This window comes from Streptomyces vietnamensis (assembly GCF_000830005.1).
GTDB classification, from domain to species: domain Bacteria; phylum Actinomycetota; class Actinomycetes; order Streptomycetales; family Streptomycetaceae; genus Streptomyces; species Streptomyces vietnamensis.
The window spans coordinates 7,081,385-7,093,583 of the sequence record NZ_CP010407.1; the positions used below are offsets into that span (position 1 = coordinate 7,081,385).

The window sequence follows — 12,199 nt, forward strand, 5'->3', positions numbered from 1 at the left end:
GGTCTGCTCCGGTACGGAGGCACCGGCCTGCTCCGGCACGGAGGGGCGGACCGGCTCCAGGCGGACCACCACGCCCTTGGACGTCGGGCAGTTGCTGATGTCGGCGACGCTGTCCAGCGGCACCAGGACGTTCGTCTCGGGGTAGTAGGCCGCGGCGGAACCCCGGCTCGCGGGGTACGCGACCGTCCGGAAGCCCTCCGCGCGCCGCTCCCGCCCGTCGTGCCAGACGCTCACCAGGTCCACGAGCTGGCGGTCCTCGAGGCCGAGGGCGTCGAGGTCGGCCGGGTTGACGAGGACGACCCGGCGGGCGTCGTGGATGCCCCGGTAGCGGTCGTTGGGGGCGTACCAGACGGTGTTCCACTGGTCGTGCGAGCGCAGGGTCTGCAGCAGCAGGTGCCCCTCGGGGACGTGCGGCATCGTGAACGCGTTGCGGGTGAAGACGGCCTTGCCGCTCGGGGTGGGGAAGACCTCGCTGTTCACCGGGTTGGGCAGGTGGAAGCCGCCCGGCCGGGCCACCCGCGCGTTGAAGTCCTCGAAGCCGGGCACGACCCGGGAGATCCGGTCCCGGACGGTGCCGTAGTCGCGCTCGAACTCCTCCCAGGGGACGTCCGGTTCGTCGCCGAGGGTCCGGCGCGCGAGCCGCGCGACGATCGCGACCTCGCTGAGCAGGTCGGGGGAGGCCGGCGGCAGCTTCCCCCGGGAGGCGTGGACGTCGCTCATGGAGTCCTCGACGGTGACGAACTGCTCGACGCCGCCCTGCACGTCCCGGTCGCTGCGGCCGAGGGTGGGCAGGATCAGGGCGGTGCCGCCGCAGACCGTGTGGGAGCGGTTGAGCTTGGTGGAGACGTGCGCGGTGAGCCGGCAGCTCCGCATCGCCTCCTCGGTGACCGTGCTGTCGGGGGTGGCCCGGACGAAGTTCCCGGCGACGCCCAGGAAGACCTTCGCGCGCCCCTCGTGCATGGCGCGGATGCCGTTCACCGCGTCCAGGCCGTGGTGGGCGGGCGGGGTGAAGCCGAACTCGCGCCCCAGGGCGTCGAGGAACCTCTGCGGCATCCGCTCCCACACGCCCATCGTGCGGTCGCCCTGCACGTTGCTGTGGCCGCGCACCGGGCAGACGCCCGCGCCGGGCCTGCCGATGTTGCCGCGCGCCATCAGGAAGTTGACGATCTCGCGGATCGTGGGCACGCCGTGCTTGTGCTGGGTGACGCCCATCGCCCAGCACACGATGACCTTCTCGCTCGCGAGGACCCGCTCGAAGAGCGTCTGGATCTCCTCGCGGGACAGGCCCGTCGCCGTGAGGACGTCCTCCCACGAGACCTGCCGCGCGTGCTCGGCGAACTCGGTGAAGCCGATCGTGTTCCGCTCGATGAAGCCGCGGTCGAGGACCGTGCCCGGAGCGGCCTCCTCGGCCTCCAGGAGCAGCCGGTTCAGGGCCTGGAAGAGGGCGAGGTCGCCGCCGGCGCGGATGTGCAGGAACTGGTCGGCGATCGGCGTGCCGCGGCCGATGATCCCGCGGGCCTTCTGCGGGTGCTTGAAGCGCATGAGCCCGGCCTCGGGCAGCGTGTTGACGGCCACGACCTGCCCGCCGTTCCGCTTGGTCTCCTCCAGGGCCGACAGCATCCGGGGATGGTTGGTGCCCGGGTTCTGCCCCACGACGAACACCAGGTCGGAGTGGTGGATGTCGTCCAGGGAGACGCTGCCCTTGCCGATGCCCAGCGTCTCCGACAGCGCGGAACCGCTGGACTCGTGGCACATGTTGGAGCAGTCCGGCAGATTGTTCGTGCCGTACGCGCGCGCGAAGAGCTGGAGGAGGAACGCGGCCTCGTTGTTCAGCCGGCCGGAGACGTAGAAGAGGGCCTCGTCGGGGGAGTCGAGCGCCTTGAGTTCGTCGGCGAGCAGACCGAGCGCCTCGTCCCAGCCGATCGGCTCGTAATGCGTCGCACCGGGCCGCTTCACCATCGGCTCGGTGAGCCGGCCCTGCTGGTTGAGCCAGTAGTCGGACATGCCGTCGAGCTCCGCGATCGAGTGCTCGCGGAAGAAGTCCCGGGTGACGCGCCGCGAGGTGGCCTCGTCGTTGATGTGCTTGGCGCCGTTCTCGCAGTACTCGTTCATGTGCCGCTTGCCCGGCGCGGGCTCCGGCCAGGCGCAGCCCGGGCAGTCGATGCCCTTCGGTTGGTTGATGTTCAGCAGCGTCAGCGCGGTGCGCCTCGGGGACGTCTGGCCCAGGGAGTACTCCAGCGCGTGCGTCACGGCGGGCAGTCCCGTCGCCCAGGTCTTCGGCGGGGTGACCTTCAGATCGTCGACCGGGTCCTCGATGGCGCTCATGCTCTGCTCCGCCTCATTTCCTCGCGAATATCGGATTCTCGCCGCAGAGCAGATTCGACCCCTTTCGGAGCAAAGTCAAAGAGATGTTCTCGATGAGCTGATAGGTGCGGCCTATCGCTCGCTTCCCTGCGGATTCCTGTGGCAGATAAGCGATATGGATCGTGCCATCGGTATTACCTCTTTGACTTGTGCAGAGAATTCGCCGAGGGTGATCAGGTCATGAATTCCTGTTCGCACCCCGCCCCGCTGACGGACCGATTCGGCCGGGTCCACACGGACCTGCGGGTCTCGCTCACCGACCGCTGCAACCTGCGCTGCGCGTACTGCATGCCCGCCGAGGGCCTCGACTGGTTGCCCCGGCCCGAGCTGCTCACCGACGACGAGGTGGTACGCCTCGTCCGCGTCGCCGTCGAACGCCTGGGCATCACCGCGGTACGGCTGACCGGAGGCGAACCGCTCCTCCGCCGCGGCCTGCCCGGACTCGTCGCCCGCCTCCACGCCCTGGAACCCGCCCCCGAACTGTCCCTCACCACCAACGGCGTAGGCCTGGAGCGGAGCGCCGCCGCCCTGCGCGAGGCCGGCCTCGACCGGGTCAACGTCAGCCTCGACACCCTGCGCCCGGAGCGGTTCGCCGAGATCACCCGGCGCGACCGGCTCGCCGACGTCCTGGCCGGACTGCGCGCCGCGCGCGCCGCGGGCCTCGCCCCGGTCAAGGTCAACGCGGTCCCGGTCCACGGGGTCAACGACGACGAGATCGCCGACCTGGCCGCGTTCGGCGCGGAGCACGGCTACGTGGTGCGGTTCATCGAGTCGATGCCGCTCGACGCGCAGGGCGCCTGGGACCGCGACCGCATGGTCACCGCCGAGGAGATCCTGCACCGCCTCGGCGAGCGCTTCGACCTGGTCCCCGCCGACCGGCGGGACAACGCCCCCGCCGAGGAGTGGCGGATCGCCGGCACGGACGCCGTGGTCGGAGTCATCGCCAGCGTCACCCGCCCCTTCTGCGGCGGCTGCGACCGGGTGCGGCTCACCGCCGACGGCCAGCTGCGCACCTGCCTGTTCGCCACCGAGGAGTCCGACCTGCGGGCCCTGCTGCGCGGCGGCGCCGACGACGCGGCCCTCGAAGCCGCCTGGCGGAGCGCGATCGGCGGCAAGGGCCCCGGGCACGCCATCGGCGGCCCGGACTTCCGCCGCCCGGAACGGCCGATGTCGGCCATCGGAGGCTGAACGGATGAGTACGGCACCCATGAACCGGATGAAGCCGTCCCCCATGGAACGGAGGAGCCCGTCCCCCGTGGAGCGGATGAGTCCGTCCCCCACGGAACGGACGAGCACGTCACCCGGGAACGGCCGCACGGCGCCCCCCGGGTGCGGCGACCCGGCGCGCCCCGCCCTCGCGTGGGAGCGGGCCAGGGACCTCGCCCGGGACAGCGCCGGGCCACCGCTGCCCGCCGTCACCCGGGACCTCCCCGACGCCCTCGGCCACGCCCTCGCCGCACCCCTGAGGGCGCTCACCGACCTGCCGCCCTTCGACACCTCCGCGATGGACGGCTGGGCCGTGGCGGGACCCGGACCGTGGCGACCGCGCGACGACGGCGTCCTGGCGGGGGAGGAGCCCGGACCGCTGGGCCCCGGCACCGCCGTACGCATCGCCACCGGCGCCCCCGTACCGGCGGGGGCGAGCGCGGTGCTCCGGCGGGAACACGGGGAGATCGAGGAGGGGACCGGTCTGCTGCTCGACCGCTCGGAAGGGCAGATCGCCCCCGGGCGGGACGTCCGGCCCAGAGGGCAGGAGTGCAGGGCGGACGACGTCCTGCTGCCCGTCGGCACGACCGTGACCGCGCGCGTGCTCGGGCTCGCGGCCGCCGCCGGGTACGACCGCCTCGCGGTGCACCGCCGGCCCGTCGTGGAACTCCTCGTGCTCGGCGACGAGTTGCTGGAGTCCGGCGTGCCCCGGCACGGCCGGGTCCGGGACGCCCTCGGCCCGCTCCTCGCGCCCTGGCTGCGCGGTTGCGGTGCGGAGGTCACCGGCCGCCGCCGCGTCCCGGACGACCTGGCACTGCTGCGCGCGGCCGTATGGGACTCCACCGCCGACGTCGTCGTCACCACCGGCAGCACCGCCGCAGGACCGGTGGACTTCCTGCACGCCGCCCTCGCCGAGCTCGGCGCCCGCCTCCTCGTCGACTCCGTCGCCGTCAGGCCCGGCCACCCGATGCTCCTCGCCGAGCTGCCGCCGGCCGCCGACGGCCGGCCCCGCCACCTGGTGGGCCTGCCCGGCAACCCGCTGGCCGCCGTCGCCGGCACGGTCACCCTCGCCGTACCCCTGCTGCGAGGCCTCGGCGGGCACAGGGACCCCGAACCGCCCCGTACCGTCGCCGCCGCCGCGCTGCCCCGGCACCCACGGGACACCCGGCTGCTTCCCGTACGCCGCACGGAACAGGGAGCGGAGCCGCTGCCGTTCGACGGCCCCGCGATGCTGCGGGGTCTCGCGTGCGCCGACGGCCTCGCCGTCGTCCCGCCCGGCGGGGTGGCCGCGGGGGCGACCGTGGAGGTCATCGACCTGCCCCCGGACGGCTGACCCCCTGTCCATCCCGAGTCCCCGCCCCCACTCCGTCAGGACCCGACCATGACGCACCCCGACCCGCTCCGGCTCCTCGCCGTACGCGACACCCCGCTCTCCCTCGACGAGGTGTACGCGGCGGTGGGCGACGCCGCCGCCGGAGGCACCGCCCTCTTCGTCAGCACCGTGCGCGACCACGACGCCGGGAAGCCGGTGACCTCCCTGGCGTACTCCGCCCACCCCGGCGCCGAGGCCGAGTTGCGCCGCGTCGCCGAGCAGGTCGCCGCCGACTTCCCCGTCCGCGCCCTCGCCGCCGTCCACCGCACCGGCCTGCTCGCCGTGGGCGAGATCGCCGTCGTCGCGGCCGTCTCCTGCGCGCACCGCGCGGAGGCCTTCGCCGCCTGCCGACGGCTGGTCGACGACCTCAAGCACCAGGTGCCGATCTGGAAGCACCAGCTGTTCGCGGACGGTGCCGAGGAGTGGGTCGGCGCGTGCTGACCGGCCCGCGGCGCGCGGCCGCCCGCCTGGGGAGCGCGCTCTCCCCGAGGGGCGCGCTCGCCCTGCAGAGCGTGGACGGCGCCCTGTCCTTCGCCCTGCGCGCCGCACTCGCCATGGCGCTGCCCGCGCTGCCGATGGCGCTCGCCGGGCGGGCCGACCAGGCCGTCTACACGATGCTGGGCTCCTTCACCACCACCTTCGGCCGCAACCTGCCCTACGCGCGCCGCGCCCGCGTGCTCGCCGTCGTCGCCGTGGCGATGACCGCCTGCGTGGGCTGCGGCGCGGCGCTCGCCGCCTGGGCCCATCCCCGGGACGGGGGAGCGGGCGCCGCCGTGACCGTCGCGGCCACGGCCCTGGTGGCCGGACTCGCGAAGTTCGCCTGCGACGCGGCCCGGCTGAGCGGGCTCGGCGCGGTGCTGCTGCTGTTCTCCTTCGCGGTGGCGGCCAACGGCGCCTCGACCCCCGCCGACGTCCTGCCCCAGGCCGGCCTGGCCGCCTGCGGCGCGGCCGTCGCCTGGATCCTCGCCGTGGCGGGCCGGTTCGTGCACCCGGACCGCCCGCAGCGGCTCGCCGTCGCCGCGGCCCTGCGCGAGCTCGCCGACCTGTGGGACGCGGCCGACACGAGGGACCGCACCCGCCTACGGCACCGGGCGACCGCCGCCGTCCTCCAGGCGTACCGCACGCTCGGCGTCCTGCCCCCTTCGGGCACCGAGTGGCGCGGCCGGGGCGACACCTGCGTCCGCCTCACCGACCTCTCCTGGTCGCTGCTCGTCGGCTCCGCCCGCCGCCCGCCCAGCGACCCCACCGGCCTGGCCCGCACCCTGCGCCGCCAGGCCAAGCTGCTCGCCGGCCGCCGCCGGCGGGCCCCGCGGCTCCTGCCCGAGCTGGCGCTCCCGGTCCTGATCGCCCAGGCCGGCATGCTCGCCCGCCCAGGGCCAGGGCCCGGCACCGGAGTCCCCGGCCCCGGGCCGGTCCCGGTCGATCCGACCACCCTGCGCGCCACCGAACTCCGGGCCGCCGCCCTGGTGGCCGGACCGGCCCACGGCCGCGCGGCCGTCCTCCTCGTGCCCGCCCTGCGGATGGTCCTCGGCACCGGCGTCGCGGGCGGGGCGGCCCTCCTCCTCGGCCTCGGGCACGGCTACTGGGCGGCGATCTCCGCCGCCGCCGTCCTCCACTCGGTCAACGTGCGGACGGCGGCCCAGCGGGCCGTGCAGCGCACCCTGGGCACGGTCGCGGGCCTCTTCCTCGCCCTCGGCGTCCTCGCCCTGGGCCCCGAGCCGGTGACGCTCGTCCTCGTGATCGTGCTGTTCGAGTTCCTCCTGGAGTACGTCGTCGCCCGCAACTACGGTCTCGGCGTCGTCTTCCTCACCCCGCTCGCGCTGCTCCTGACCGATCTGGCCGCGCCCTCGGCGGCCGAGGCCCTCGTGCAGGACCGGGCGCTGGGCAGCGTGCTCGGGATCGCGATCGCACTGGGCTGCGCCCTGATGGTGGTCCACGACCGGGCGGCGGTACGGGCGGAGCGCGCGCTCGCCGCCTGCACGGCGGCCTCGGAGCGGGCCGAACGCGCCCTGGAGGAGGGCGACGTCCGGGCGTTCCCGCTCGTGCAGACGCGCCTCGCGGCGGCCGCGGTGGAGCTGCGCGAGGCCGACGACGCCGCGGCGGGCGAGCTCTGGCAGGCGGAGATCGACCCCACCGAGCTCGCCGCCGCCGAACGGCGCGCGTACCTCCTCCTGGACCGGCTGGTCCGCAACGGGTGACGGAACGTCAGGAGGCGGGCGCGATCGTCACCTTGACGTGCTTCATGATCGGCTGGTCGCTCTGGGTGCTGTAGTCGCCCAGGGCGCACAGCACGTTCATCTCCGGCATGTAGCCGGCGGCGCAGCCGCGCGGGATGTCGTACGGCACGGCCAGATAGCCCTTCAGGTACCGCTCGCTGCCGTCCTTCGCGGTGCTCGTGATGTCGACCGGACCCATGTCGGCGATCCCGCGCTCGCGCATGTCCGCCCGGTTCATGAAGACCAGCGTGCGGCAGTTCTTGATGCCCCGGTAGCGGTCGTCGTCCGAGTAGATGGTGGTGTTCCACTGGTCGTGGGAGCGCATGGTGCCGAGCGCCAGGGTGCCGGCGGCGGGCACCACGTCGGGCAGTTCGGCGCTGGAGAACTCGGCGCGCCCGGACGGGGTGAGGAAGACCAGTTCGCGGGCGGGCTGCTTGATGCGGAAGCCGAGCGGCAGCCGTACCCGCCGGTTGAAGTCCTCGAAGCCGTCGAGCGCGCGGGCCATGGTGTCCCGGATGCGGTCGTAGTCCTCGACGTACCACTCCCAGGGCGTGGCGCTGTCGGGCAGCGCGGCGCGCGCCATGCCGGCGATGATGGCCGGTTCGGAGAGCAGGTGCGGCGAGGCGGGCTTCTTCATGCCGATGGACAGGTGCACCATGCTCATCGAGTCCTCGACCGAGGTGCTCTGGATGCCCTTGCGCTGGTGGTCCTTCTCGGTCCGGCCGAGGCAGGGCAGGATGAGCGCCTGGCGGCCGTGCACGATGTGGCTGCGGTTCAGCTTGGTGCTGACCTGGACGGTGAGCTCGCAGTTGCGCAGTGCCGCGTAGGTGTACGGGGTGTCGGGGGCGGCGAGCGCGAAGTTGCCGCCCATGCCGACGAAGACCTTGATGTCGCCGTCGTGCATGGCCTTGATGCTGTTGACGGTGTCCTTGCCGTGCGCGCGGGGCGGATCGATCCCGCAGACCTCGGCGAGCCGGTCGAGGAACTCCTCGCCGGGACGGTGGTCGATGCCGCAGGTGCGGTTGCCCTGGACGTTGCTGTGGCCGCGTACGGGGGAGGGGCCCGCGCCCTCCCGGCCGAGGTTGCCGCGGAGCAGCAGCAGGTTGACGATCTCCCGGACGGTGTCGACGCCGTGCTCGTGCTGGGTGATGCCGAGGCACCAGCTGACGATGGAGCGGTCGGCCTCCCCGTACACCCGTGCGGCCTTGAGGATGTCGTCCCTGCTCAGCCCGGACTGCCGTTCCAGCTCCTCCCACGGCGTGGCCTCGCACAGGGCGCGGTACTCCTCGAAGCCGGAGGTGTGCCGCTCGACGAACTCCCGGTCCAGGGCCTTCGGGTCGGTCGACGACTGCTCCAGGATCGCCTTCGCCATGCCCCGTACGAGCGCCATGTCGCCGCCGATGCGCGGCTGGAGGTTGAGCGTGCTGGTCTTCGTCGTCTTGAACAGGGCCATGTCCGTGAAGTCGTGCGGGACGATGGTCCGGGTGGCGGCGGCCTCGACGAGCGGGTTGACGTGCACGATCTGGGCGCCGCGGTCGTGGGCCTCGGCGAGGGCGGTGAGCATCCGGGGCGCGTTCGAGGCGGCGTTGACGCCGAAGATGAACAGCGCGTCCGCGGTCTCCCAGTCCTGGAGGTCGACCGTGCCCTTGCCGGTGCCCAGGGAGGCCTGGAGGGCGCGGCCACTGGCCTCGTGGCACATGTTGGAGCAGTCGGGCAGGTTGTTGGTGCCCAGCTCGCGGGCCATCAGCTGGTAGAGGAAGGTGGCCTCGTTGCCGAGCCGGCCCGAGGTGTAGAACGTGGCCCGGTTCGGGTCGTCGAGGCCGCGCAGGGTGCGGCCGACGAGCGCGAAGGCCTCCTTCCAGCTGATCGGGACGTAGTGGTCCGACTCCGCGTCGTAGACCATCGGCTCGGTGAGGCGGCCCTCGTTCTCCAGGTCGTAGTCGCTCCACCCGGCGAGCTCGGTCACCGAGTGGGCGGCGAAGAACTCGCGCCCGACCCGCTTGCGGGTCATCTCCCAGGTGACGTGCTTGATGCCGTTCTCGCAGATGTCCAGGTGGAGGCCCTTGGTGTCGTCGGGCCAGGCGCAGCCGGGACAGTCGAAGCCGGTGTTCTCGTGGTTCATCCGCATGATCGCGCGCGGTCCGTCGACGAGCGCGCCCTCGCGCACGAGGAAGTTCGTCACGCTCTTCGCGGCGCCCCAGCCGGCGGCCGGGTGGTGGTACGGACGGAACTCGGGGTCGCCCTCGGGGGTCGGTCCCACCCGGGGTTCCCGCTCGTCCTGGGCGGTGGTCTCGTCCTGGTCGGTGCTCAAGGCGTTTCACCCTCTCGCCCTGCGGACGCATGGGCATGGTGGGACATGAGGACCCCTTCGGGCAGGCTAAACCCGCTGTTCGGCGCCTGCCACTCAACGGCGGAGGGGCCTGCCACTCAACGGCGGAGCCTGCCGCTCAACGGCGGAGACGCCTGCCGCTCAACGGTGGAGGGGCCCGCGTCGGGCTGCGTGCCCGATCATGCCCACCTACGCTGACGCTGTCCCTTTCGTGCTGTTTTCCGTCGTGCTGTTTTCCGTGGGAGCGCCATGGTCGTACCCCAGTCCGTCGTCGCCCCGCCCTCGCGTGCGGCCGTCTTCCTGGTGGCCACCGTCAACCCGGGCGGCGAGACCGTGGTGCGGGAGGCGCTCCAGGACCTGACGGGACTGACCCGTTCGGTGGCGTTCCGTGCCCCCGACGCGTACCTCACCTGCGTCGCCGGCATCGGCTCCGAGGGATGGGACCGGCTCGTCGGCGGTCCCCGCCCCCGCGAGCTGCACCCCTTCCCGCCCCTGCGGGGCCCCCGCCACCGCGCCCCGGCCACCCCCGGCGACCTGCTCTTCCACCTGCGGGCCCGGCGCCTGGACCTGTGCTTCGAACTGGCCCGGCACATCGTGGCCGCCCTGGGCGGCGCGGTGACCGTCGTCGACGAGGTGCACGGCTTCGCGTACTTCGACGACCGCGACCTGCTCGGTTTCGTCGACGGCAGCGAGAACCCCGAGGGCGTGACGGCCGCCGACGCGGTCCACATCGGCGACGAGGACCCGGACTTCCGGGGCGGCAGCTATGTCGTCGTGCAGAAGTACGTGCACGACATGGCGGCCTGGGACGCGCTCACCGTCGAGCAGCAGGAGCACGTCATCGGGCGCGGCAAAGGCTCCAACATCGAACTGTCCGACGACGTCAAGCCCGCGGACTCGCACGTCGCCCTGAACACGATCACCGACGAGAACGGCGTCCAGCAGCAGATCTTCCGCGCGAACATGCCCTTCGGGCAGATCGGCAGCGGCGAGTTCGGCACCTACTTCATCGGCTACGCGCGCACCCCCGCCGTCACCGAGCGGATGCTCCGCAACATGTTCCTCGGAGACCCGCCCGGCACCACCGACCGCATCCTCGACTTCTCCCGGGCCGTGACCGGCGGCCTCTTCTTCGTGCCGAGCGCCGACCTCCTCGACGACCTCCCCGCCCCCTCGGCCGCCGCGGCGCCCGGGGAGTCCCTGGGCATCGGCAGCCTGAAAGGAGCGCAAGCCCCATGACGTCCCCCGAGTCCACCAGCAACCTCCACCGCGAACTCGCCCCGATCACCGCCGCAGCGTGGGCCGAGATCGAGGAGGAGGCCCGCCGCACCTTCCGCCGCAACGTCGCCGGCCGCCGCGTCGTCGACGTCCCCGACCCGGCCGGGCCGGAGCTCTCCGCCGTCGGCACCGGCCACCTCTCCGACCTGACGGCGCCCGCACCCGGCGTCACGGCACGGCTCCGCGAGGCCCGGCCCCTCGTCGAGCTCAGGGTGCCGTTCACCGTCGACCGGGCCGCCGTCGACGACGTCGAGCGCGGCTCGAAGGACTCCGACTGGCAGCCCGTCAAGGACGCGGCCCGCGTCCTGGCGCTCATCGAGGACCGCATGGTCTTCGAGGGGTACGAGGCCGCCGGGGTCGAAGGGCTGCGCGCCCGCAGCTCCAACGCGGTGCTGCGGCTGCCCACCGAACCCCGCGACTACCCCGACGCCGTCAGCCGGGCCCTCACCGCCCTGCGGCTCGCCGGCGTCGACGGCCCGTACGCGCTGCTGCTCGGCGCCGACCAGTACCGGGCCGTCAGCGAGACCTCCGACCACGGCTATCCGATCGCGGCCCACCTCGCCCGGATGCTCGACGGCTCCCCGATCTGGGCGCCCGCCCTCGACGGCGGCTTCGTCCTCTCCACCCGGGGCGGCGACTTCGAACTGCGCATCGGCCAGGACGTGGCGATCGGCTACACCTCGCACGACGCGACCGGCGTCGAGCTGTACCTCCAGGAGACCCTGACGTTCCTCACGTACACGGACGAGGCCGTCGTCGTCCTGGAGCCCTGAGCCGTGGCCCGACGGCTGTCCGGCGCCGTGCCCCGGCTCGCCGCCTCGGCGCTCGCCGGCGCGGCGACCGGCGCCCTCGTCGCCGCCCTCGCCCACCACGCGCCCCTGGGCGTCCTCGCCGGGATCGCCACGGCCGAGACCCTCTTCGTCGTCACCGGCTGGCTCGTCCTGTGGCCCATGGACGCCACCACGACCCACCGCAACGTCCGGCGCGAGGAGTTCCGGCCCGTCGTCGAGGAACTCGTCGTCGTCGCGACCTCCCTGTGCGGGCTCGTCGGCATCGTCGTCCTGCTCCTGGTGGGCAAGAAGACCGACCTGAGCCACGCGGCGGCCGCGACGGCGCTCTGCGGCGTCTTCATGGCCTGGGCGGCGCTCCACCTGATGTACGCCACCCGATACGCGTACCTCTACTACGCCCTGAAACCCGGCGGCGGGATCGACTTCAACTCCCCGTCCCCGCCGCGGTACAGCGACTTCCTCTACTTCAGCTTCAACCTCGGCATGACCTACCAGGTCTCCGACACGAACGTCTCCAGCCCCACGGTCCGCTCGGTCGTCCTGCGGCACTGCCTGCTGTCGTACGTCTTCGGGGCGAGCATCCTGGCCACCACCATCAACCTGGTCTCCGGCATCGTCACGGGCGGCTGAGCCGTGCCCTGCG

Annotated in this window: 8 protein-coding genes and 1 pseudogene; 7 read left to right on the plus strand and 2 right to left on the minus strand. The window is 73.2% G+C overall.

Annotation, left to right across the window (positions count from 1 at the left end):
- Positions 1–51: 51 nt before the first annotated feature.
- Positions 52–2,325, minus strand: a pseudogene (locus tag SVTN_RS31880) (FdhF/YdeP family oxidoreductase); the annotation flags it as partial.
- A gap of 219 nt (positions 2,326–2,544) precedes the next feature.
- On the opposite strand from SVTN_RS31880, the gene moaA reads away from it, so the two are divergent.
- The 4 genes from moaA (at position 2,545) to SVTN_RS31900 (ending at position 7,140) form a co-directional block, all read left to right on the plus strand.
- Complete coding sequence (gene moaA / locus SVTN_RS31885; RefSeq protein WP_041132203.1) at positions 2,545–3,552, plus strand: GTP 3',8-cyclase MoaA; 1,008 nt, start codon at positions 2,545–2,547, stop codon at positions 3,550–3,552.
- Between the two features lie 76 nt (positions 3,553–3,628).
- The gene (locus SVTN_RS31890; RefSeq protein ID WP_041134445.1) at positions 3,629–4,903 is read left to right on the plus strand and encodes a molybdopterin molybdotransferase MoeA; all 1,275 of its coding nucleotides are present in this window, start codon (positions 3,629–3,631) and stop codon (positions 4,901–4,903) included.
- Between the two features lie 48 nt (positions 4,904–4,951).
- A complete protein-coding gene (locus tag SVTN_RS31895) occupies positions 4,952–5,383 on the plus strand; it encodes a molybdenum cofactor biosynthesis protein MoaE (protein WP_041132204.1) in 432 nt (143 codons plus the stop codon).
- Between the two features lie 113 nt (positions 5,384–5,496).
- Positions 5,497–7,140, plus strand: coding sequence for an FUSC family protein (locus tag SVTN_RS31900; protein WP_245727967.1), 1,644 nt, complete (start codon positions 5,497–5,499; stop codon positions 7,138–7,140).
- Positions 7,141–7,147: 7 nt separating this feature from the next.
- Here SVTN_RS31900 and SVTN_RS31905 read toward each other — a convergent pair whose 3' ends face one another.
- Positions 7,148–9,469: an FdhF/YdeP family oxidoreductase gene (locus tag SVTN_RS31905; RefSeq protein ID WP_041132206.1), complete on the minus strand. Its 2,322-nt coding sequence runs from the start codon at positions 9,467–9,469 to the stop codon at positions 7,148–7,150.
- A 267-nt stretch (positions 9,470–9,736) separates the two neighbouring features.
- Here SVTN_RS31905 and SVTN_RS31910 point away from each other — a divergent pair, with 267 nt between their 5' ends.
- From SVTN_RS31910 to SVTN_RS31920, 3 genes are read left to right on the plus strand one after another with little or no spacing between them, the layout of a single operon-like run.
- On the plus strand, positions 9,737–10,726 hold the full coding sequence (locus tag SVTN_RS31910; RefSeq protein ID WP_041132207.1) for a Dyp-type peroxidase: 990 nt from the start codon (positions 9,737–9,739) through the stop codon (positions 10,724–10,726).
- Entirely contained in the window at positions 10,723–11,538 is an 816-nt protein-coding gene (locus tag SVTN_RS31915; protein ID WP_041132208.1) for a family 1 encapsulin nanocompartment shell protein, read from the plus strand. The genes SVTN_RS31910 and SVTN_RS31915 overlap by 4 nt, the downstream gene beginning before the upstream one ends.
- 3 nt (positions 11,539–11,541) lie before the next feature.
- Positions 11,542–12,186 carry a DUF1345 domain-containing protein gene (locus SVTN_RS31920; protein ID WP_041132209.1) on the plus strand — a complete coding sequence of 215 codons (645 nt, stop codon included), beginning with the start codon at positions 11,542–11,544 and terminating at the stop codon, positions 12,184–12,186.
- Positions 12,187–12,199: the final 13 nt, after the last annotated feature.